21 protein-coding genes, 1 pseudogene and 1 riboswitch are annotated in these 20,134 nt (G+C 75.0%); of the genes and pseudogenes, 12 read left to right on the top strand and 10 right to left on the bottom strand.

Annotated features, from left to right (window positions below; all coding sequences use genetic code 11):
• Positions 1 to 19: 19 nt before the first annotated feature.
• The gene (locus ABZ573_RS02360; protein WP_225852248.1) at positions 20 to 427 is read right to left on the bottom strand and encodes a four-helix bundle copper-binding protein; all 408 of its coding nucleotides are present in this window, start codon (positions 425 to 427) and stop codon (positions 20 to 22) included.
• A gap of 357 nt (positions 428 to 784) precedes the next feature.
• Here ABZ573_RS02360 and yidD point away from each other — a divergent pair.
• The 4 genes and pseudogenes from yidD (at position 785) to ABZ573_RS02340 (ending at position 3,443) form a co-directional block, all read left to right on the top strand.
• Positions 785 to 1,020 (top strand): annotated as a pseudogene (gene yidD / locus ABZ573_RS02355) (membrane protein insertion efficiency factor YidD).
• 9 nt (positions 1,021 to 1,029) lie between these two features.
• The gene (locus tag ABZ573_RS02350) at positions 1,030 to 1,485 is read left to right on the top strand and encodes an ATP-binding protein (RefSeq protein ID WP_327030354.1); all 456 of its coding nucleotides are present in this window, start codon (positions 1,030 to 1,032) and stop codon (positions 1,483 to 1,485) included.
• 168 nt (positions 1,486 to 1,653) lie between these two features.
• The gene (locus tag ABZ573_RS02345; RefSeq protein WP_151455129.1) at positions 1,654 to 2,487 is read left to right on the top strand and encodes an MEDS domain-containing protein; all 834 of its coding nucleotides are present in this window, start codon (positions 1,654 to 1,656) and stop codon (positions 2,485 to 2,487) included.
• A complete protein-coding gene (locus ABZ573_RS02340; RefSeq protein ID WP_151455128.1) occupies positions 2,484 to 3,443 on the top strand; it encodes a sensor histidine kinase in 960 nt (319 codons plus the stop codon). The genes ABZ573_RS02345 and ABZ573_RS02340 overlap by 4 nt, the downstream gene beginning before the upstream one ends.
• On the opposite strand, the gene ABZ573_RS02335 is transcribed toward ABZ573_RS02340, so the two are convergent.
• Together ABZ573_RS02335 and ABZ573_RS02330 are read right to left on the bottom strand one after the other, a co-directional pair.
• Positions 3,403 to 4,260 carry a cytochrome c oxidase assembly protein gene (locus tag ABZ573_RS02335; RefSeq protein ID WP_358114837.1) on the bottom strand — a complete coding sequence of 286 codons (858 nt, stop codon included), beginning with the start codon at positions 4,258 to 4,260 and terminating at the stop codon, positions 3,403 to 3,405. The genes ABZ573_RS02340 and ABZ573_RS02335 overlap by 41 nt on opposite strands.
• Entirely contained in the window at positions 4,257 to 4,742 is a 486-nt protein-coding gene (locus ABZ573_RS02330) for a DUF2243 domain-containing protein (RefSeq protein WP_358114834.1), read from the bottom strand. The genes ABZ573_RS02335 and ABZ573_RS02330 overlap by 4 nt, the downstream gene beginning before the upstream one ends.
• A 214-nt stretch (positions 4,743 to 4,956) precedes the next feature.
• Here ABZ573_RS02330 and ABZ573_RS02325 point away from each other — a divergent pair, with 214 nt between their 5' ends.
• The 3 genes from ABZ573_RS02325 (at position 4,957) to ABZ573_RS02315 (ending at position 7,921) form a co-directional block, all read left to right on the top strand.
• Positions 4,957 to 6,195, top strand: coding sequence for a DUF2786 domain-containing protein (locus ABZ573_RS02325; protein WP_151455125.1), 1,239 nt, complete (start codon positions 4,957 to 4,959; stop codon positions 6,193 to 6,195).
• 98 nt (positions 6,196 to 6,293) lie between these two features.
• Positions 6,294 to 6,662 carry a YciI family protein gene (locus ABZ573_RS02320; RefSeq protein WP_151455124.1) on the top strand — a complete coding sequence of 123 codons (369 nt, stop codon included), beginning with the start codon at positions 6,294 to 6,296 and terminating at the stop codon, positions 6,660 to 6,662.
• A complete protein-coding gene (locus ABZ573_RS02315; protein ID WP_358114830.1) occupies positions 6,659 to 7,921 on the top strand; it encodes a sigma-70 family RNA polymerase sigma factor in 1,263 nt (420 codons plus the stop codon). The genes ABZ573_RS02320 and ABZ573_RS02315 overlap by 4 nt, the downstream gene beginning before the upstream one ends.
• A 90-nt stretch (positions 7,922 to 8,011) precedes the next feature.
• On the opposite strand, the gene ABZ573_RS02310 is transcribed toward ABZ573_RS02315, so the two are convergent.
• The 5 genes from ABZ573_RS02310 to ABZ573_RS02290 all read right to left on the bottom strand — a co-directional run bounded on the left by ABZ573_RS02310 (position 8,012) and on the right by ABZ573_RS02290 (position 12,532).
• Positions 8,012 to 8,509: a hypothetical protein gene (locus ABZ573_RS02310; RefSeq protein WP_358114827.1), complete on the bottom strand. Its 498-nt coding sequence runs from the start codon at positions 8,507 to 8,509 to the stop codon at positions 8,012 to 8,014.
• Positions 8,510 to 8,692: 183 nt separating this feature from the next.
• Positions 8,693 to 8,866 (bottom strand): CsbD family protein, encoded by a 174-nt coding sequence (locus ABZ573_RS02305; RefSeq protein WP_151455121.1) that lies wholly within the window; start codon positions 8,864 to 8,866, stop codon positions 8,693 to 8,695.
• Positions 8,867 to 9,030: 164 nt separating this feature from the next.
• Entirely contained in the window at positions 9,031 to 11,283 is a 2,253-nt protein-coding gene (locus tag ABZ573_RS02300; protein ID WP_358114824.1) for a heavy metal translocating P-type ATPase, read from the bottom strand.
• An 8-nt stretch (positions 11,284 to 11,291) separates the two neighbouring features.
• On the bottom strand, positions 11,292 to 12,293 hold the full coding sequence (locus ABZ573_RS02295) for a hypothetical protein (protein WP_327030346.1): 1,002 nt from the start codon (positions 12,291 to 12,293) through the stop codon (positions 11,292 to 11,294).
• Between the two features lie 29 nt (positions 12,294 to 12,322).
• Positions 12,323 to 12,532 carry a cation transporter gene (locus ABZ573_RS02290; RefSeq protein ID WP_151455118.1) on the bottom strand — a complete coding sequence of 70 codons (210 nt, stop codon included), beginning with the start codon at positions 12,530 to 12,532 and terminating at the stop codon, positions 12,323 to 12,325.
• Between the two features lie 150 nt (positions 12,533 to 12,682).
• On the opposite strand from ABZ573_RS02290, the gene ABZ573_RS02285 reads away from it, so the two are divergent.
• The 3 genes from ABZ573_RS02285 to ABZ573_RS02275 all read left to right on the top strand — a co-directional run bounded on the left by ABZ573_RS02285 (position 12,683) and on the right by ABZ573_RS02275 (position 15,980).
• Complete coding sequence (locus ABZ573_RS02285; protein WP_327030345.1) at positions 12,683 to 12,985, top strand: metal-sensitive transcriptional regulator; 303 nt, start codon at positions 12,683 to 12,685, stop codon at positions 12,983 to 12,985.
• 327 nt (positions 12,986 to 13,312) lie between these two features.
• Positions 13,313 to 14,662 (top strand): YibE/F family protein, encoded by a 1,350-nt coding sequence (locus ABZ573_RS02280; RefSeq protein ID WP_358114819.1) that lies wholly within the window; start codon positions 13,313 to 13,315, stop codon positions 14,660 to 14,662.
• 166 nt (positions 14,663 to 14,828) lie between these two features.
• Positions 14,829 to 14,960, top strand: a riboswitch (cyclic di-AMP (ydaO/yuaA leader).
• Between the two features lie 3 nt (positions 14,961 to 14,963).
• Positions 14,964 to 15,980, top strand: a complete 1,017-nt coding sequence (locus ABZ573_RS02275; protein WP_151457617.1) for a hypothetical protein — start codon at positions 14,964 to 14,966, stop codon at positions 15,978 to 15,980.
• Positions 15,981 to 16,107: 127 nt separating this feature from the next.
• On the opposite strand, the gene ABZ573_RS02270 is transcribed toward ABZ573_RS02275, so the two are convergent.
• Positions 16,108 to 16,860: a carbonic anhydrase gene (locus ABZ573_RS02270; RefSeq protein WP_151457618.1), complete on the bottom strand. Its 753-nt coding sequence runs from the start codon at positions 16,858 to 16,860 to the stop codon at positions 16,108 to 16,110.
• Between the two features lie 211 nt (positions 16,861 to 17,071).
• On the opposite strand from ABZ573_RS02270, the gene ABZ573_RS02265 reads away from it, so the two are divergent.
• Together ABZ573_RS02265 and mycP are read left to right on the top strand one after the other, a co-directional pair.
• Positions 17,072 to 17,413: a MarR family winged helix-turn-helix transcriptional regulator gene (locus ABZ573_RS02265; protein ID WP_151457619.1), complete on the top strand. Its 342-nt coding sequence runs from the start codon at positions 17,072 to 17,074 to the stop codon at positions 17,411 to 17,413.
• Between the two features lie 54 nt (positions 17,414 to 17,467).
• Positions 17,468 to 18,715 (top strand): type VII secretion-associated serine protease mycosin, encoded by a 1,248-nt coding sequence (gene mycP / locus ABZ573_RS02260; protein WP_327030343.1) that lies wholly within the window; start codon positions 17,468 to 17,470, stop codon positions 18,713 to 18,715.
• A gap of 87 nt (positions 18,716 to 18,802) precedes the next feature.
• Here mycP and ABZ573_RS02255 read toward each other — a convergent pair whose 3' ends face one another.
• Positions 18,803 to 20,128, bottom strand: a complete 1,326-nt coding sequence (locus ABZ573_RS02255; protein WP_327030342.1) for a hypothetical protein — start codon at positions 20,126 to 20,128, stop codon at positions 18,803 to 18,805.
• Between the last annotated feature and the right edge of the window lie 6 nt (positions 20,129 to 20,134).

Genomic DNA, 20,134 nt, shown 5'->3' with positions numbered 1-20,134 from the left:
CCGTGTCCTCCGGGGACGGTCAGCTCATGGTGGCGAGCAGGTCCCGGCAGGCCCGCTCGCACGCGCGGCAGGCCTCGGCGCAGATCCGGCAGTGCTCGTGCATGCCCGCGTGGCCGGCGCACTCGTCGCCGCAGGACTTGCAGGCGGTGGCGCACGCCTCCAGCAGCGTGCGGGTGATGTTGGCGTCGTAACCGGTGTGCCGGGACAGCACCCGGGCGGTCGTCGTGCAGATGTCCGCGCAGTCCAGGTTCGTCCGTACGCACTTCGTCAGCTCGGCGACCATGTCCTCGCTCAGACAGGCGTCGGCGCAGGCGGTGCACGCCTGGGCGCAGGTGTTGAGCGCCTCGACGACGGCGGCCAGCTTGGCCCGGTCCAGGTTGATCGACTTCGGGTACGTCTCGAGCATCGGCATCGTGGTGCTTGGCACGGCGTTCTCCTCTCGGTCATTGCCTGTGCACTACCCGCGACCGTCGCCCGGCATGCGGCCCGCGGCGGTACCGGTCGATACCGCGTCCGGGGCGACACCGCTTCCGGGTCCCACCGGCCGGTCGGCTCCGGGGGCGACAACGCGTCGGGCGTCGCATTGGCCGATGATCGGACCGTGATGTTCAGACGCCTCCGGGAGACGGCCCGCGAGAACCGCCGGCAGCAACGGCTCATGTCGAAGTCGAAGAACCCCGACGGCTGCTGCGACTGCTGCGACCTGGGGCTGTTCTCGACCCTGCTGACGCTCGGCGCGGCGACGGCGGCGACGACCCGGGCGCCGGTGCTGGACCGGGCGGGGGTGGCGGCGATCCGGGGCTACCGCCGGTGGCTGTCGCCGCACTGGCCGGGACGGTGCCGCTTCACACCGACCTGCGGGGCGTACGGGTTGACGGCGGTGGAACGGCACGGGTTGGCGGTGGGCGGACGGATGGCCGCCGAGCGGGTGCGTCGCTGCCGCCCGGGGGTGCCCCGGGCACCCACGATCCGGTGCGCCGACCGATGAGCCCTGGAGTGAGCCGGCCGGAGATCGGGTAGAACGAGACCATGGGCCAGCTGAGCAGTTCCACACCCCCGCCGCAGGCCGTTGAGCTGCGGCGGTGGACGTTGCAGGAGGCGGTGGACCTGCGTGCCCTGCGGGCGTCCCTGCACGAGGAACTGACCGGCGACGTGCTCGGGGAGGGCGAGGCCCTGGAGGAGGTTCCCGAGCTCGTCGCGCTGATCGCCACGGAGCTGGCGACGAACGCCCTGCGCCACGGGATCCCGCCGACCATCGTCCGGCTGCTCGCGACCGACGACTGCCTCATCCTCGACGTCGCCGACCACGACCTGGGGTCCCTGCCGCAGCTCGCCGAGGCCCGGCCCGTCGGCGACGGCGGGCGCGGCCTGGAGCTGGCCCGCGCCCTCTCCCTCGACGTCGGCTGGTACGCCACGGGCACCACCAAGAACATCTGGGCGTCCTTTCCCCGCACCGAGCGCCTCAGTGGCGCGCGGAGCGCCTGACCGGGCACCGGCCGGCGCGGCGGCGCAGCCCCCGGGGGGCGGAACGGCCGGCCGGCCCACCGTCGGGCAACGAACCGGTCGAAAGCGTCCGCCCCCGGCGTCCCGGCAGGTCGCGGACCCGGTGCCCGTTCCGGGGCGGCCTACACTGGTCAGCGTGAGGCGACCAGCATGATCAACAGCGAACGGCGGACCGCGCCGGGCAGTCACATCTGCTGGTCGTACGACGACCTGGAATCCCTCGCCGACCAGGCGGAGCGCCACCTTGCCGCGGGCCTCGCGGCCGGCGAGCGCTTCTGGTACGTGACACCGCGCCCCTCGGACCTGGTGGCCGAGCGGCTGCACGCGCTGCCGAGTTTCACCGACGCGGAGCGCCGGGGCGCCGCCGCGGTGGTCCCCCTGGTCTCGACCTACTCGCCCGACCAGGTCGTCGACCCGGCGGCGCAGGTCGCCGCCTACGCGGCCGCCACGGACGAGGCGCTGGCCGCCGGCCACACCGGGCTACGCGTGGTCGCGGAGGCCACCGAACTCGTCCGCACCCCGGCCCAGCTCGACGTCTTCACCCGCTACGAGCACCAGATCGACCGCTACATGCGCACCCGGCCGTTCAAGGCCATGTGCGCCTACCACCGGGTGAAGCTGGGCGACCGGGCGGTCACCGAGCTGGCCTGCATGCACCCGCAGACCAACGTCGAGGACCTGCTGTTCCAGTTGTACGCCGTGGCGCCCGCCGACGGGCACGCCGCGCTCGCCGGCGAGCTGGACATGTCGAACCACGACCTGTTCCGCACCGCCTTGGACCGCGCCGACCTGCGGCCCACCGACGGTGAGCTGGTGCTGTCGGCGGCCGGCCTGCGTTTCGTGGACCACCGCGCCCTGACCCACCTGGCCGAGTACGCGCACCGCCGCGGCGCGACCGCCGTGCTGCGCACCCCCCGCTCGGCCGCGGCCCGCCTGGTGGAGCTGCTGGACCTGCCCGGCGTGCGGGTGGAGGTCACGCCATGAGGACGGGTGCGGCCGCCCAGCACCACGGCTACTACCACGAGGCCGTGCGCTACGACTCCGACGACGAGCTGCTCGCCGTGGCGGTGCCGTTCCTGCTCGGCGGCGTCGAGGCGGGCGAGCCGACCTTCGTGGCCCTGGGCGAGCGCACCGGCGGGCTGGTCCGCTCGGCGCTGCCGGCCGGTTCCGGGGTCGAGTTCCTGCCCGGCGGCGACGTCTACGCCCGGCCCGCCGCCGCCATCCGCTCCTACCGCCAGCTCCTCGCCGAGCAGGTGGCCGCCGGCGCCGGGCAGATCCGGATCATCGGTGAGGTGCCCTCGGTCTCGTTCGGCGCGACCTGGGACTGGTGGGCCCGCTACGAGTCGGCGATAAACCACGCGTACGACGACTTCCCGCTGTGGAGCATGTGCGCGTACGACACCCGGATCACGCCGCCGGAGGTGCTGGCGGACGTGGCCCGGACGCACCCCCGGTTCGCCACCCCTGACGGGCGGCACGTGCCCAGCCCGACCTGGACGCCGCCGAGGGAATTCCTGCGGCAGGGCCCCCGGGTCGTGCCCGACCCCCTCCAGGCGCAGCCGCCGGCCGTGGAGCTGACGGACCCGACGGCGGCCGAGGCGCGCGCCGCCGTGCACAAGGCCGACCAGGGCCAGGTGCCGGACGACGACGTGGAGGATCTGGTCGTCGCGGTGAGCGAGATCGTCACCAACGCGCTGCGCCACGGCAGGCCGCCGGTCCGACTGCGCGTGTGGGCCGGCGACGACCGCATCGTGGCGACGGTCAGCGACGGCGGCGACGGGCCGGGCGACCCCTTCTGCGGGCTGCTCCCCGTGTCCGACGGCACACCCGGCGGGCTCGGCCTCTGGATCACCTACCAGTCCTGCAACCACGTCACCTGGCAGCGCGACGACACCGGGTTCACGCTCCGGCTGACGGCCGGAAAGGCGTACACCGGCTGACCGGGACGGCCTCGCCTCCGGGCGGGCCCGCGCCGGCGGAGGGTGCCGGTCGGCGGGGTCGGCGCCGGTGGTACCAGGCCGCGAAGAGGGCGGTGGCGAGCAGCAGTTCGGCGACGTCGCCGCCGTAGTACATGAACCGGGCCGCCGCGCGCAGCGCGTCGACGTCCCGCTCGGGCAGCCCGGGCGGCAGGGTGGCGGCGTGCGCGTAGAGGTACTTGGCCAGCACGGCGTGCCCGGCCCCCGCCGCGAGCAGGGCGCCAACCCGCACCGCCGGGCCCGGCCGGCGCGGCGCCGGGTCCGGGCCGGCCACCGACCAGGCGAACAGGTAGCCGGCGGCCACGTAGTGCGCGTGCAGGGCGTGGTGCAGCACCGGGTTCCGCTCGGCCGCCGCGTAGAGCGGCGTGAGCAGCACCAGCGCCAGCCCGCCGGTGGTGAGCAGCGCCGCCGTCACCGGATGGGCGAGCACGTGCACCGGCCGGGCCCGCAGGAACCGGCCCACCCGGCGGCCGGCCGCCGGCGGCACGACCCGCAGCAGCAGGGTCACCGGGGCGCCGAGGGCCAGCGCGAGCGGCGCGACCATGCCCAGCAGCAGGTGCTGGGCCATGTGCACGCGCGGGTCGCCGGGCCCGCCCGCCAGCGGGCCGAGGGCGACCGCGAGCACCCCGCAGCCGGCCAGCCAGGCGACCGTACGCCGGCGACGCCAGCCGCGCCCGTCGCGGGACACGGCCAGCAGGTAGCCGGCGGCGAGCAATGCGACCGCCGCGAGCGGCAGCGGGGCGGGCCCCGCGGCGGCACCGGTGTGCGCGAGCGCCGTCACCGGGCGTCGCGGCCGGAGCGGGACCGCACCCGCCAGGTCACCCACGCGCCGAGCAGCAGCAGCGCCACCGCCGCCACGTTCCACACCACGTCGTACGGGAGCAGGTGCACCCCGTAGCGGATCTGGTGCAGCCGCAGCACCTTGTGGTCGACGATCCCGTCGAAGAGCTGGAACGCCCCCGCGCCGAGCAGGAACCCGCCCCAGGCGGCCCGGGGCACCAGGGCGTCCCGGCGGCGCAGGTCGGCGAACCAGAAGAAGCCGCCGACCAGGGCGAGCAGCTCGGCCGAGTGCAGCAGCCCGTCGGAGAACAACCCGACGGAGAGGGTGGACCGGTCGTAGAAGTGGTGCCAGCCGAGGATCTGGTGGAAGACGATCTCGTCGACGGCGGCCATCACCGCCACCCCGATGACCGCGGCGGCGAGGACCGACCGGCGAAGATCAGGTGCGCCGGAGCCGTTGCCCGAAAACCGCGATCCCGCCATCCCACCACCTCGCATCGCTCGACACCCCCCGAACTACCCAGGGCTGGCCGAACCATGCGGAAGTTCCCCGTCGACGGGGCGGCCGGGCCGGGGCCTTCCGGTGGCACGGATCACGACCGGCGGACGGCGCGCGGGCCCGGCGGTACCTTCGGCGGGCGGGCGGGCGACGATCGTTTCCCGGCGCGGAAGAAGCAGACCCCAGGAGGACACGGCCGTGCCGGACGCCGAGGAACTGGTCAACGACGCGCTCGCGGCGGTACGCGGCACCGACGTACGCCTCGCGGAGCGGCAGCTGGACCGGCTGATGATCGGGACGGGCGCCGCGGACGGCGCGGCGGCGGTGGACGCCGCGCTCCTCCGCCGCCTGGCGCGGGGCGTGGGGCGGCTGGCCCAGCACGGCTGGCAGCCGGTGGACCTCGGCCGGCTCGCCGCCCGCCGGCTCGACCCCCGGGCGGCCGGGCTGGTCACCGACGCGCTCGCCGCGCAGCGCCGCGAGCTGACCGACCCGGTGCCGCCGTGGTGGGACGACCAGCTGCGCGACCTGGGCGCCGGGGTGTGGTGGGACGCCGACGAGAGCCACCTGGCCGCCTGGTCCACCCGCGTCGGGTGCGACCGGTTCACCGCGCTGCGGGCGGCGGTCGACGCGCTGGCCCTGGTCGAGGGACTCCCGCCGATCGCCGTGCTGCGCCCGCCGCCCGGCGCGCCCGGTACGGCCGTCGCGCGCGGCGGGTCGGGCAGCGGCTCCCGGATGCTCGACCGGGTGCGGGCGCTGCTGGCCAAGGCGGAGTCGACCACCTACCCGGCCGAGGCGGAGGCGCTGACCGGCAAGGCCCAGGAGCTGATCGCCCGGCACAGCATCGACCAGGCGCTGCTGGCGGGCGTCGCCGAGCCCGCCGACCGGCCCGGCGGGATGCGCCTCGGCACCGAGCCCCCGTACGCGGGCGCGAAGGCGCTGCTGGCGCAGGAGGTGGCGGCGGCGAACCGCTGCGAGGCCGTCTGGTCCGACGACCTCGGCTTCACTACCGTGCTGGGCTGGCCGGCCGACCTGGAGGCGGTCGAGCTGCTCTACACCTCGCTGCTGGTGCAGGCCACCACCGCGATGCTGCGCGGCCGGGGGGAACGGCGGGCCAGGAGCACCGGCCGGCGGACCCGGGACTACGACGAGTCCTTCCTCAACGCCTTCGCGCTGCGGATCGGCGAGCGGCTGCGGGCCGCCACGGACGCGGCCGACCGGGAGGCGACGGCGCAGGCCGGGCCGGAACGGCTGCTGCCGGTGCTCGCCACCCGCGCCGAGGCGGTACGCGAACGCCTCGACACGCTCTTCCCCGGCGTCGTCCGGGGGCGGCTCACGGTGCGCGACGCCGAGGGCTGGTCGTCGGGCACCTCCGCCGCCGACCGCGCCTCGCTCGGCGCCGGCCCCGCCCCGAAGCGCCAGGTACGCGGCCGGCGCTGAGATTCCGTACCGCCGGCTGTCGGAACCGGCGGGTCGGCTCCGACCCCTCACCGGAAACGCGCCACCATGGGCTCGGCCGAGGAAACGAGGAGCACCCGATGAAGTACATGCTGCTGATCTGGAACCGCCCGGGGTTCGTGGACGGGCTGTCGGAGCAGGAGCGCAGCGCGCTCTTCGGCGAGGTCGACGAGCTGATGCGGGAACTGACCGAGTCGGGCGAGTTCCTCGGCGGCCAGGCCCTGGCCGACCCGTCGCAGGCGCGTACGGTCCGGCTGGCCGGGGACCGGCCGGAGGTGACCGACGGGCCGTACATGGAGAGCAAGGAACAGTTCGCCGGCTACCTGATGGTCGACTGCGACAGTCCCGAGCGGGCCGCCGAGATCGCCGCCAGCTGGCCGGACGTGCGGCGGGGCTTCGGCGTGCTGGAGGTGCGGGCGATCATGGATGAGGCCGGGACGGAAATGTGAGCGGAGGCCACCTGGAGGACCTGCTGCGCGACCTGGCGCCGCAGGTCCTCGGCCTGCTCGTCCGCCGGCACGGCCAGTTCGACGCCGCCGAGGACGCCGTGCAGGAGGCGCTGCTCGCCGCCGCCGTGCAGTGGCCGCGACAGGGCGTGCCGGACAACCCCCGGGCCTGGTTGCTCACCGTCGCCACGCGCCGGCTGACCGACGAGTGGCGCAGCGAGCGTGCCCGGCGCAACCGGGAGGCCGCGCTGGCCGCCCGCGAGCCGGCGTACGCGCCGGCCGTCGACGAACAGCCACCGGCGGGGGACGACACGCTGGCCCTGCTGTTCCTCTGCTGCCATCCGGCGCTGGCCCGGTCGGCTCAGGTCGCGCTGACGCTACGGGCGGTCGGCGGCCTCACCACCGCGCAGATCGCGAGGGCGTACCTCGTGCCCGAGGCGACGATGAGCCAGCGCATCCGCCGGGCCAAGCAGCGGATCGAGGCCGCCGGGGCGCGGTTCACGATGCCCGCCCCCGGGGACCGGGACGAGCGGCTGCGGGCGGTGCTCCAGGTGCTCTACCTGATCTTCAACGAGGGGTACACCGCGTCCAGCGGGCCGGACCTGCACCGGGCCGACCTGACCACCGAGGCGATCCGGCTGGCCCGGCTGGTGCACCGGCTGCTCCCGGGCGACGGCGAGGTGACCGGGCTGCTCGCGTTGATGCTGCTCACCGACGCGCACCGGGCCGCCCGCACCGGGCCGGCCGGGGAGCTGGTCCCGCTCGCCGAGCAGGACCGCGACCGCTGGGACCACGAGGCCATCGGCGAGGGGACCGCGCTGGTCACCGAGGCGTTGACCTGGTCACCGCCCGGCCCGTACCAGCTCCAGGCGGCGATCGCCGCCGTGCACGCCGAGGCCCCGTCCGCCGGACGCACCGACTGGCGACAGATCCTGGCGCTCTACCGGCTGCTCGCCCGGACCGCCCCGAGCCCGATGGTCACCCTGAACCAGGCCGTCGCGGTGGCCATGGTGGACGGTCCGCGCGCCGGCCTGGCCCTGCTCGCCCCGCTCGACGACGACGACCGCACGGCCGGGCACCATCGGCTCGCCGCCGTCCGCGCCCACCTGCTGGAGCTGGCCGGCGAACCGGAGCGGGCCCGGGCGGCGTACCTGGCTGCGGCCCGGGGGACGACGAGCCTGCCGGAGCAGCGCTACCTGGAGTTGCGGGCCGCCCGGCTGACGGGGACCGACGAGTCCCGGCGGCTGCGGGAGCCGCACTGACGGACGCCGGCCGGCGTGCGGCACGGGGGTGCATGCCGACCGGAGTCCCGGGTCAGGTGTCGACGACGCCGGGCGACGTGCCCGTCGGCCTCAGGCGCGGCACTCGCGGGTCAGCTTCGGGGGGATCGCGGTGAAGGTGGAGTCCATCCAGGCGGCCGGCCGGGACGCCCGGGAACCGGCGTCGATCCGGTCGGCGGTGTCCTGGATCAGGGCGCGGATCTCCGGGTCGGCGGCGCGGCGGGCCTGCGCGCGTACGTCGTCCGCCAGCCCCGCCAGGTTGCGCCGGAGCTGGTCGGCGACCTGCTCACCGGTCAGGTCGCGGGTGACCGAGGCCGCCGAGTCGGTGGCGATCCGCCGGCTGCCGGCGAGGATGAGCTGGTCGACCTCGCGGCAGACCTCGACGGTGTTGGCGGCGGTCGTGGCGACCGGGGAGGGGCTCGGGGCGGCGCTCGCCGGGGCCGTCGGGCTCGGCGGGGCCGCGCCGGTCCGGGCGGTCTCCTCCCGCGCGGTGTCCTGGCATCCCACGGCCAGCACCCCGAGCGCCACTGTGGCGGCGGCGCGGCGCGCGTAGACGACGGATCGGGACACGGGACCTCCCGTTCGGGGTCTCGGCCTTCCCGGGGGTGACGGCACGGGTGCGGCCGGCGCCGGGCGGCGGGACGTCGACCTGCCAACGAGTGGCGCCTGCCGGGGGAAACGTCCGCCGGGCGCGCCAGTACGCCCTCCGCCGGGTCGGCTGGTGACCGATCCGGCGGAGGGCGCGTACGCGGGTCAGCTCTTGAAGGCGTCCTTGATCTTCTCGCCGGCCTGCTTGAGCTTGGCGCTGGCCTGGTCGTTGCGCCCCTCGGCCTCGAGCCGTTCGTTGTCGGTGGCCCGGCCGGCGCCTTCCTTCAGCTTGCCGGCCGCATCCTCGGTCGTGTTGTTGACCTTGTCTTCGAAACCCATGTCGACCTCCCGATTGGCGGTGCCGGTACGCCCCTCGAATACCCCGCACCGCCAGCGTCCAACCGTCCGGTCACCCACCGCCGCCGGCCGGCGGGCCGCCGGGCCCGCCACGACCGGTGCCGCCGGCCCTTGACGGACGGGGCCGGCGGCACGGTGCGCAGGGGTCAGGAGACCGGGCGGAAGCCCCGCAGCCGGAGGCTGTTGGCAACCACGAAGACCGAGGAGAAGGCCATCGCGGCGCCGGCGATCATCGGGTTCAGCAGGCCGGCGGCGGCCAGCGGCAGGGCCGCCACGTTGTAGGCGAAGGCCCAGAACAGGTTGCCCTTGATGATGCCGAGGGTGCGCCGGGCGAGCCGGATCGCGTCCACGGCGGCCATCAGGTCACCCCGGACCAGGGTCAGGTCGGACGCCTCGATCGCCACGTCCGTGCCGGTGCCCATGGCCAGGCCGAGGTCGGCCTGGGCCAGCGCGGCGGCGTCGTTGACCCCGTCGCCGACCATCGCCACCACCCGACCCTCGTCCTGGAGCCGCCGCACGACGTCGACCTTGTCGGCGGGCAGCACCTCGGCGACCACCTCGTCGATGCCCAACTCGGCGGCCACCGCGTGGGCGACGGTGGTGTTGTCGCCGGTCAGCAGCACCGGCGTCAGGCCGAGCGCGCGCAGCTGTGCGATCGCCGCCCGGCTCGTCGGTCGGACCACGTCGGCCACCGCGAGGACCCCGCGGGCCCGACCGTCCCAGCCGGCCAGCACCGCCGTCCGTCCCTGGGCCTCCGCCGTGGCCGCCGCCCGCGCGACCTCCTCCGGTACGTCGAGGCCGTGCTCGCGCAGCAGTCGGGGCCGACCGATCAGCATCTCCCGACCGTCGACCGTCCCGCTCACGCCGAGCCCCTCGGCGTTGACGAAGCCGGTCACCGGCGGCAGCGTGCCCGCCTCGGCCGCCCCGGCGGCGACGGCCCGGGCGATCGGGTGCTCGGACGCGGACTCCAGCGCCCCGGCGAGCCGCAGCAGCTCCGCACGGTCCTCGCCGGCCGCCGGGACCACGTCCACAAGCGTCATCCGACCGGTGGTGACGGTGCCGGTCTTGTCCAGCACGACCGTGTCGACCTGCTTCGTGGACTCCAGCACCTCCGGCCCCTTGATCAGGACGCCGAGCTGCGCGCCCCGGCCGGTGCCGACCAGCAGGGCGGTCGGCGTGGCCAGCCCGAGGGCGCACGGGCAGGCGATGATCAGCACCGCCACGGCGGCGGTGAACGCGGCGGTGCCGCCCGACCCGTTGCCGAGCCACCAGCCGAGGGTGCCCACCGCGAGGGCGATCACGATCGGCACGAAGACGCCGGAGATCCGGTCGGCCAGCCGCTGCACCGCCGCCTTGCCGGTCTGCGCCTGCTCGACCAGCCGGGCCATCTGGGCCAGTTGGGTGTCGCCGCCGATGCGGGTGGCGGTGACCACCAGCCGGCCGCCCGCGTTGACGGTCGCGCCGACCACGGGCTCGCCCGGGCCGACCTCGACCGGGACGGACTCGCCGGTGAGCATGCTGGCGTCGACCGCCGAGGTGCCCTCGTCGACCACGCCGTCCGTGGCGATCTTCTCACCGGGCCGCACGACGAACCGGTCCCCCACCACGAGCTGGTCCACCGGGATCCGGGTCTCCGTGCCGCCGCGCAGCACCGCGACGTCCTTGGCGCCGAGTTCGAGCAGGGCCCGCAGGGCCGCGCCGGCGGTCCGCTTCGCCCGCGCCTCGAAGTAGCGGCCGGCGAGGATGAACACGGTCACCCCGGCCGCCGCCTCCAGGTAGATGTTGCCGGCGCCGTCGGATCGGTTGATGGCGAGACTGAACGGGTGGGTCATCCCCGGCGTACCGGCGGTGCCGAGGAAGAGCGCCCAGACCGACCAGCCGAACGCCGCCAGGGTGCCGAGCGAGACCAGGGTGTCCATGGTCGCCGCGCCGTGCCGCAGGTTGATGAAGGCCGCCCGGTGGAAGGGCAGCCCGCCATAGGCCACGACCGGGGCGGCCAGGGTGAGCGACAGCCACTGCCAGAACTCGAACTGCCAGGCGGGCACCATCGCCAGCACGATCACCGGCACGGTGAGCACGGCCGAGACCCACAGCCGGGTACGCAGGCCGCGCAGCTCGTCCACCGGCTCGGCGGCCGGTTCGCCGCCGGCGGGCGTGGGCGGGGGCGGCAGGGCCGCCGTGTAGCCGGTCTTCTCCACCGTGGCGATCAGCTCGTCCGGGGTGACCTCGTCGGCGTACCGGACGGTGGCCTTCTCCGTGGCGTAGTTGACGGTGGCGGTCACCCCGTCCATCCGGTTCAGCTTCTTCTCGATCCGGGCCGCGCAGGAGGCGCAGGTCATACCGCCGATCGCCAGCTCGATCTGGTTCGGCGCCGTCAGCAAGGGCTTGGTGGTCATCATGCTTCCCGTCAGTCGTGCCCGTGACCGGGGACGCCGTGGCCGGCGCCGGCGGTCGGGGAGCTCGTGGCGGCGGGCGTGCCCGCCGTCGGGGAGCTGGTCGCCGCCGGGACACCCGGCGCGGTCGGAGGGCTGCCGGCGACGATGGTGAACTCGGCGGTACGCACCACGCCGCCGTGCTTGAAGTCCAGGTAGAGGCGGTAGGCGCCGGCCGACGGCATCTCCGCCGAGAAGCTCACCTCGGGGCCGGGCCGCGTCCGCCCGTCGCCCGGCTCGCCGTGCGGGTGCACGTGCAGGTAAGCCAGGTCGCCCTGGCGCAGCGCCACCAGGTGGCCGTACGCGCCCAGGTAGGGCTCCAGGTCGGTGACCGGGGCGCCGGCGCGGCTCACGGTCAGGGTCAGCTCGGCGGTGCGGCCGGGCTCCGGGGCGCCGGCGAGCGTCACCGTGTAGCCGTCGACCGTGGTGCTGGTCGCCGGGGCGGGCAGGGGCCGCCCGGTCAGCGCGCCGGGGACGGTCACGTCGACGCCGAGCGTCAGCGCCTCGCCCCCCGTCGGGGTGAAGTCGGCGAACGCCCGCCAGACGCCGGGCCCGGCGAGCGGCGAGTCGACCCGCCAGGTGCCGTCCGGCGCCATCTCGGGGTGCACGTGCCGGAAACCGGAGAGGTCGCGGCGGGCCACGATCAGGTGCATGCGCTTGTCGTGCGCCACGTCGTACGCGGTCACCGCCCCGCCGTCCGGGCCGGTGACCTGGAAGGCGAACTGCCCGGCCGGGGCGTCCACCGGGCGCAGGGTGTAGCCGCGGTCGGAGACGAGCAGGCCGCCGGGCAGGTGCGCCGCCGCGCCGTTGTCGCCCCCGTGTCCGGCTCCGCCGTCCTCGCCGTGCCCCCCGCCGGCCTCGTGCGGGGCCTCGGCGGGCGGCGCCACGGGGTCGGCCACCCGGCCGACCCCGTACGTCGCGCCGAACACCACCGCGAGGCCGAGGGCGAAACCGCTCAGCTTCGTCGCCGTGTTCATGGTGTGCCTCGTTTTCCCCGTGCCCGATCTCAGGCGCCGACGAGGTCGTAACCGGCCTCGTCGACGGCGGAGCGCACGGTGTCGGTTTCCAACGGGCCCTCGCTGGTGACGGTGACCCGACCGGCGGCGACGTCGACCTGGACGTCGCTGACGCCCTGGATCGCGCCGACCTCGGTGCTGACCGCGGTGGCGCAGTGCCCGCAGGTCATGCCCTGCACCTGGTACGTCGTGGTGATCATCGAACTCTCCTCTCGCCGCCCCCAGCCTATACCCCCCAGGGGTACATCGGAGGCGGACCGGTGCCCGTGCCTTGTACCGGTACCCGGTGGGGGTATCCCGGCCAGGAACGAACGTACCATACCCCCGAGGGGTACGGTATCCTCGACCCCATGACCACACCGACGCCCACCCCGACCAGGGGTTACACCGCCAGCAAGGATCAGCTGCTCGCGCGGCTGCGCCGCGTCGAGGGGCAGGTCCGTGGCATCGAGAAGATGGTCGACGAGGATCGCTACTGCATCGACGTGCTCACCCAGATCTCCGCGATCCAGGCCGCCCTGGACAAGGTCGCGCTGGGCCTGCTCGACGGGCACGCCCGGCACTGCATGCGCGAGGGCGCGGCCGAGGGCCGCGCCGACGAGATGGCCACCGAGATGATGGCCGCCGTCGGCCGCCTGATGAAGCGCGGCTGACCCGTCCCGGCACCCGGCCCCGCGAGGCGCGGCCCCACGGCGACGCCACACCTCCGACACCACACCTCCGACACCACCCGCACGACCTGCGCCCGGATGCCGGGGTGGCTACCATTCGGCCGGTGGCCCTCCGGATTCCGCACCGCCCGCCCCGCGCGCCCCGCCGGGCGGCGGCACCGCCCGCCCGCGACCGGACGGGGGCCCAGGACCGCGGTACGTGACCGCACCGCCACGCGGAAGCGATCCCCGTCCCGGCCACGCGGCGACGGGTGAACCGACCGGCCCCGCCGGCACGTACCCCGCCCTGGATTCGTAGGGAGACACTCGATGGGCGCCGACCACACCCGTCCCGCTCCGTCCGCCCCGCCGAGGGTGCGGCGGATCCTCGTCGCGACGGTGGTGCCCCTCTTCGTCGCCACGCTGATCGCCGCCCTGGTGCTGTGGCCGTGGAACGCGCCCGACCCGGCGACCGGCACCGACGCGCCCCGCTACCACGGCACGGTGACCCGGGTGGTGACGGAGCCGTGCCCGCCCGCCCCGGAGACCCCGGAGGGGAGCCCCGACGCGCCACAGGGCCCCTGCGGCACGGTCACCGTACGGGTGCAGGACGGCCCCGACGCCGGCCAGCAGGTGGAGACGCCGGTGCCCGTGGGCCCCGGCGCGCCGACCGTCGCCGTGGACGACGAGATCATCCTGGTCGAGCTCACCGACCCCGCCGACCCCACGGCCAGCACCTACAACATCGCCGAGCACCAGCGCGGCAAGCCGCTGGTCTGGCTGGTGGCGCTCTTCGCGGCCGCCATCGTCGCCTTCGGGCGGTGGCGTGGGCTGGCCGCGCTGGGCGGCCTGGCGGCGAGCTTCGCCATCCTGCTGACCTTCGTGCTGCCGGGCATCAGCGCCGGGAACCCGCCCCTGCTGGTCGCGGTCGTCGGCGCCGCTCTGATCATGTTCGTGGTGCTCTACCTGACCCACGGCGTGACGGCGCAGACCTCGGTCGCCGTGCTCGGCACGCTGGGCAGCCTGGTGCTGACCGGTGTCCTCGGCACGATCGCCACCGCCGCGACCCACCTGACCGGGTTCGGCTCCGAGGACGCCACCACGCTGTCGATGTACCAGGCCGACGTCGACCTGCACGGGCTGCTGCTGGCCGGGATCATCATCGGCTCCCTCGGCGTGCTGGACGACGTCACGGTGACCCAGGCCGCCACGGTCACCGAGCTGGCGCACGCCAACCCCGGGCTGTCCCGGACGCAGCTCTACCGGGCGGCGACCCGGGTCGGCCGGGCGCACATCGCCTCGACGGTGAACACCATCGTGCTGGCGTACGCCGGCGCCTCGCTGCCGGTGCTGCTCCTGCTGACCGCCGACTCGCGGGCGGTGACCCAACTTCTCACCAGCGAGTTCCTCGCCCAGGAGATCGTCCGCAGCGCGGTCGCCACCCTGGGTCTGATCGCCGCCGTGCCGCTGACCACCGCGCTGGCGGCCCTGGTGACCACGGCCGGCCGACGCGGCGGGGACGCGACCGACCACGCCGCCACCGCGCCCGCGCCGACGCCCCGGCCGGCCACCGACCGGTCCGAGGCGCTGGAGGCCCTCAGCGGGCCGCGCGGGGACACGCCGTCCGCCGCTCCCGCCGGATGGCCCGATGGGCACAGAAGTACGGACACCGCATGGTGACGCTCCTCAGCGTGACCGAACAGGACGTTCGTCCTGATAAATGCGTCACTGGTCACCGTCCGCCATTACGAAATAACGCATTTAGTCGGCTTAGGGACGTAGATCCCCGGGAGCGTTCTCGGGTAACCTCGCTGCCGGTCACCGCCGAAGGCGCGCAGCGGCGCCTGCGGTGCCGCCGCCCAATCGCCGCGAGGCGAACCGGGGACCCAGGTACGTGGGGTGAATCCGCGACAGCGGTAGGGGCCACTTCCGCCCCGAACCCGTCAGCTAACCCGGTCGGCGGTCGACGGAAGGGAAAACTGTGACGGCACCCCTACGCCGCTGGCTGACGCCCGTGGTGGCCGTACTCGCCGCTCTGGCGGTCTTCGCCGGGCCTCTCCCGGCGGCGGCCGCGCCCACCCCGCCCAAGCCCTCCGGGCACGGGGACGACGAGCCCAAGCTGCTCGACGACCTCATCGAGGCCCGGAACCGGTCCTACGTGCAGGCCAAGGCGAAGCTGGCGAAGTCGAAGAAGCGCCAGCTCGAACTGGCCCTGGAGGTCTCCCGGGCGCAGGCCGAACTGAACGCGCTGGCTCCCCAGGTCAGCCAGATCGCCGCCCAGTCCTACCGCACCGGGCGGATCGGCGCGGTGTCCATGCTGCTGGACACTGCCAGCCCCGACTCGTTCGTCAAGCGCGCCGCCGCCCTCGACGAGCTCAACCTGGTCAACTCCAAGAAGCTCGCCGAGGTGAACGCGGTCAAGGACCGCGCCGAGCAGGCCAAGCTGGCGCTCGACACCGAGGTCCGCGAACAGCAGAAGCTGACGAACGAGATGGCGCGCGGCAAGCGGGAGGCGGAGAAGGCGCTCGCGCTGGTCGGCGGCAGAGGGCTGACCAGCGGCAAGGTGGTCGCCACCTCGCCGGTGGCGAAGATCGCGCCGGGGCGGGCGGCCGACGGCGACTGGACGCCGCTGTCACCCACCGAGGCCGACCCCACCACCTCCGGCCGCATCACCGCGCGCACCCTGCACATGTACAAGGAGGTCAAGCGAGCCGGCTTCAACCGGTTCGTCGGCTGTTACCGCCCCGGCGGGCCGTACGAGCACCCGAAGGGCCGGGCCTGCGACTGGTCGCTGCAGAAGAGCGGCTTCTCCCCCTGGCACAACGACGACACCTACATGTACGGCAACAACCTGACCGCGTTCCTGGTCCGCAACGCCGACCGGCTCGGCGTCTACTACGTGATCTGGAACAGACAGATCTGGTTCCCGGCGACGGGCTGGAGCTCCTACAGCGGTCCGTCGAACCACACCGACCACGTCCACGTGTCCCTCTGGTAGGCACGCACGCGCGCGGCACAGCCGAGAGCGCGGACAGGGCCGCCCCGCCGAACGCGGGGCGGCCCTGTTTCGTCGTACGGACCCGCCCGCCAGGGCGGTGACGGGCGGGCGGTGGGTGGATGGTTGTTCAGGCGAGCGCGGCGCTGGCCGCCGCCTCCGGCGCGTCGGCCGCAGCGGCGGGCACCTCGGCCACCGTCCGCACCTCGCCGGCGGTCAGCCGGTACGACATGCCGACCACCCCGCAACGGCCGGCGGCCACCTCCGCGGCGAGGACGGCGGAGCGGCCCAGCATCGCCTCGACGGTGTGCGCGATGTGGATGTCGACGATCCCGTCGATGTCGTCCACGCCCTCGGCGGCGGCCCGGCGCAGGCTGGGCACCACGGCGTCCACCACGGCGCACAGGTGCCCGACCGGCGGGGTGCCAGTGGCGGCCGCCGTACGCGCCGCCTGGACGGCCCCGCAGGAGTCGTGCCCGAGCACCACCACCAGCGGCGTGCCCAGGACCGTGACGGCGTACTCCACGCTGCCCAGCACCTCGGGACCGATGGTGTGCCCGGCGGTGCGGACCACGAAGAGGTCACCGAGGCCGCGGTCGAAGATGATCTCGGCGGCGAGCCGGGAGTCGGAGCAACCGACGATCACCGCGAAGGGGTGCTGCCCGTCGGCGACCGCGGCGCGGTGCCCGGCGTCCTGGTTGGGGTGGCGCGGGGCGCCGGTCACGAACCGCCGGTTACCGGCGTGCAGCTCGGCGAGCGCCTGCTCGGGACTCGCGGGGACGGCGAACGCGGTGCCGACGTCGGCCGGGGTCCCGCCCGTGGCCGGCGCCGGGAGCGTCCGCTCCGGGCCCGGTTGGGTTCCTGGCGATCCGGGACGACTCATCCCACACCTCGCTACCTCGCGTGAACGGCCTGGTCACCCGGGCCGACGCTGGACGCGGGCTGCCACCACCGTCACACGCACTGCAAGATACGTCAAGGGATGCGTGATATGCATTTCATATGTCCGGCGGGCCCGGTGCGACGGCGGCCGGGCCTCCGCGCGTCCCTCGGCCGCGAGGGCGCGCAGGAAAACACGAAGCAGGGGCCATACGATGGCGGGCATGGCGACGACAGGGGAGAACGGGAGCACCCGCAACTGGACCTTCCTCACCAACCACGGGCACGTGCTGCTCGCCATCGCCCGCAACCCCACCGCCCGGCTCCGCGACGTCGCCGACGAGGTGGGCGTCACCGAGCGGGCCGCGCAGGCGATCGTCGCCGACCTGGAGGCCGGCGGCTACCTGAACCGCACCCGGGTGGGCCGACGCAACGAGTACACGCTCAACCCCGCCGGGCGGTTCCGACACCCCGCCGAAGCGGACCGGCAGGTCGGCGCCCTCCTCGCCCTCTTCGCCGACGACCAGGAGCCGGCCGAGGCCAGCGAGCGTTCCTGACGAGGGGTCCGGGCGGCGGCACGCCGCTCCGGCCCTCGGCGGTAATCTCACCGCGTGCGCGAGAGTTTCCGACCGGGCGGGACCGGGCCGGCCCGCCGAGGCGGGCGCGGTGCCCGCGCGGTCCTCGGTGGAGCGGCCGCGGTCCTGCTCGGCACCGCCGTCATCGCCCCGTCGCCCGCCTCGGCGGCGGTCCCCCGCTGCGGGCCCCCCGGCGTCGCCGCCCCCGCCGAGACGCCGTGGCCGCTGAGGAGACTCGAACCCTCGTCGGCCTGGCGGATCTCCCGGGGCGCCGGCATCACGGTGGCGGTCATCGACTCCGGCGTCTCCGCCCTCCATCCCGCCCTGAAGGGCCAGGTCAAGGCGGGCCGGGACTTCAACGGCCTGCCGCAGCAGCAGGGCCGCTGCGACCTCGCCGGCCACGGCACCATCGTCGGCGGCATCATCGCCGGGAAGGAGGGCACCGGCGCGTCGTTCAGCGGCATCGCGCCGCAGGCCAGGATCCTCCCGGTACGCGTCCTGCCCGACACCAGGACCACCGCCGACGAGGGGCTGCCGGGGCAGATCGCCGAGGCGATCCGCTGGTCGGTGCAGAACGGCGCCGACGTGATCAACCTGTCGCTGGTGACCCTGGACCGGCAGGACCTCGCCGACGCCGTCCGCTACGCCCTCGACGAGGGGGTGGTCGTGGTGGCCGCCGCCGGCAACCGCCAGGAGAACCAGCAGGACAGGCCCGCGTTCCCGGCTGCCTACCCGGGAGTGATCGCGGTCGCCGGGGTGGACGAGGAAGGCGGTCACGTGGGCAGCTCGGTCAGCGGGGACTACGTCGACCTCGCGGCACCCGGGCTGAACATCCTCGGCCCGGCCCCCGGGGGCGAGGGCTTCCTCGCCGAGCCGCAGGGCGGCACCAGCTTCGCCGCCGCGTACGTCTCCGGGGTGGCCGCGCTGGTCCGGGCCGCCCACCCCGACCTCGACCCGGAGCAGGTCGCCGACCGGCTGATCCGGACGGCCGACAGCCCGCCCGAGGGGAAGAACGCCGAGGTCGGCCACGGGGTGGTGAACCCGTACCGGGCGGTGGCGACCGTGCTCGGCACCCGTACCGACCCGCCGGCCGGCGCGATGCCGGCACCGCCCTCCACCGAGGACCCGCTCGCCTGGCAGGGCACCGTCGCGGTCTGGGCCGCCGTCGTCGGCGCGCTCGTCGCCGCGCTGCTGCTGTCCGTCAAGCCGATCCTGATCCGCGGGCGACGCCGGGGCTGGCGCCCGGGCCGCCGCCCGTCCGCAACGGACGCCACGACCGGCTGACGCCCTTCTCCCGCACCGCCCCGATCCCGCCCGGACAACGTCGAGCGCCGCCCACCGGTGCGGTGGACGGCGCTCGGCGTGACTCCGTCAGCGCAGGATGCCCGGCGTACCGCCGCCGTCCGCGCCCCAGACGTCCTCGTCCTCCTCCAGCCAGGTGTTGCGAGGGGTCTCCTCCTCGCCGTAGCCGGCGCCCATGCCGGCCATGCCACCGACGCCCCGCGCGCCCGCACCGACGCCCTTGGCGCCCACGCCGGCGGCACCCGCGCGCCCGCCGCCACGGCCGGCCCCACCGGCCGCGCCGCCCATCATCGGGCCCATGCCACCCGCACCGAGCTTGCCGCCGGCGCCGAGCTTGCCACCAGCGCCCCGGCCGCCACCGCGATTGGCGCCGGCCGCGCCGCCGCCCATCATCGGGCCCATGTTGGGGCTCACCGGCCGGCCGAGCGAGCCGCCGCCCGGGATGACGCCCCCGCCGCCCAGCCCGCCACCGCCACCGCCGCCGAGCCCGGTGGTGCCGGGCAGGCCGCCGCCACCGCCACCGCCGCCGAGCGCGGGGACCGTCGGAGCGCCGGCACCGGCCAGACCGCTGCCGTAGTCGTCGGCGAGGCTGCCCGTGCTCGGGTCGTAGCCACCGTTGGGGTCGTAACCACCGCTCGGGTCGTAGCCGCCAGTGGTCAGGCCGGGGTGCGCGGTGGAGCCGATCCCGGTGGTCCCGGTCTCGGGCACGCCGGCCCCGCTGAGCGACGGCATGCCACCGCCCGGCATGCCACCGGTCGAGGGCATCCCGCCCATGCTGGGCGCGCCGCCGGTGCTGCCGGCGCCGGGGCCGCCGCCGAGGTCCGGGGTCTGCACGTCCGGCGACTGGGTGGTGCCCGGCGTGGTCTGGCCGGGCGTGCCCGAGTCGATGGTCACGTATTCGCCGCTGACCTGGTTGTAGACCTTGGCCGCCTCGTCGGACTTGTCGTTGAGCCAGTCGGCGAGCGAGGTGAGCGGGTCGAGCAGGCCCAGGAAGTCGGGCTTGACCTTCATCTCGAAGAGGCCCGTGTCGATCACGATGCGGCCGTTGCGCGCCTCCAGCACGTCGTTGACGCAGCTCGCGGGGATGGGGAACTCGGCCTGCGCGGCGCTCAGCTTGTCGGCGGCGGTCTTCAGCGACTGGACGATGCCGTTGTGCTTCTCGGCGTCGTCGACGACCCGGCCCGTGTCCGTGGCGATCTGCTTGACGTGGGTCTTGAAGGACTCGTACGCCGGGCCCTTCCACACCTCACCGAGATCGGCGACGTTCGTCTCCAGGCTCTCCTTGACGGAGTTCAGGTTCTTCAGCAGCTGCTCCCAGCCCAGGGCGGCGCTGGTGACGTCGCCCGGCCTGCCCGCGACGACGATCTGCTGGCACATCTCTTCCCAGCTCGGCATCCTGTC

Source organism: Micromonospora sp. NPDC007220 (assembly GCF_040634035.1).
GTDB lineage: Bacteria > Actinomycetota > Actinomycetes > Mycobacteriales > Micromonosporaceae > Micromonospora > Micromonospora reichwaldensis.
This window is presented reverse-complemented; position numbering and strand designations above follow the sequence as displayed.

Bases quoted from the DNA above. Each gene is read 5' to 3' on its own strand.
- ABZ573_RS02350 (WP_327030354.1), top strand. From the start codon at position 1,030: ATGGGCCAGCTGAGCAGTTCCACACCCCCGCCGCAGGCCGTTGAGCTG.
- ABZ573_RS02345 (WP_151455129.1), top strand. From the start codon at position 1,654: ATGATCAACAGCGAACGGCGGACCGCGCCGGGCAGTCACATCTGCTGG.
- ABZ573_RS02340 (WP_151455128.1), top strand. From the start codon at position 2,484: ATGAGGACGGGTGCGGCCGCCCAGCACCACGGCTACTACCACGAGGCC.
- ABZ573_RS02330 (WP_358114834.1), bottom strand. From the start codon at position 4,742: ATGGCGGGATCGCGGTTTTCGGGCAACGGCTCCGGCGCACCTGATCTT.
- ABZ573_RS02320 (WP_151455124.1), top strand. From the start codon at position 6,294: ATGAAGTACATGCTGCTGATCTGGAACCGCCCGGGGTTCGTGGACGGG.
- ABZ573_RS02305 (WP_151455121.1), bottom strand. From the start codon at position 8,866: ATGGGTTTCGAAGACAAGGTCAACAACACGACCGAGGATGCGGCCGGC.
- ABZ573_RS02300 (WP_358114824.1), bottom strand. From the start codon at position 11,283: ATGATGACCACCAAGCCCTTGCTGACGGCGCCGAACCAGATCGAGCTG.
- ABZ573_RS02295 (WP_327030346.1), bottom strand. From the start codon at position 12,293: ATGAACACGGCGACGAAGCTGAGCGGTTTCGCCCTCGGCCTCGCGGTG.
- ABZ573_RS02290 (WP_151455118.1), bottom strand. From the start codon at position 12,532: ATGATCACCACGACGTACCAGGTGCAGGGCATGACCTGCGGGCACTGC.
- ABZ573_RS02285 (WP_327030345.1), top strand. From the start codon at position 12,683: ATGACCACACCGACGCCCACCCCGACCAGGGGTTACACCGCCAGCAAG.
- ABZ573_RS02280 (WP_358114819.1), top strand. From the start codon at position 13,313: ATGGGCGCCGACCACACCCGTCCCGCTCCGTCCGCCCCGCCGAGGGTG.
- ABZ573_RS02270 (WP_151457618.1), bottom strand. From the start codon at position 16,860: ATGAGTCGTCCCGGATCGCCAGGAACCCAACCGGGCCCGGAGCGGACG.
- ABZ573_RS02265 (WP_151457619.1), top strand. From the start codon at position 17,072: ATGGCGGGCATGGCGACGACAGGGGAGAACGGGAGCACCCGCAACTGG.
- ABZ573_RS02255 (WP_327030342.1), bottom strand. From the start codon at position 20,128: ATGCCGAGCTGGGAAGAGATGTGCCAGCAGATCGTCGTCGCGGGCAGG.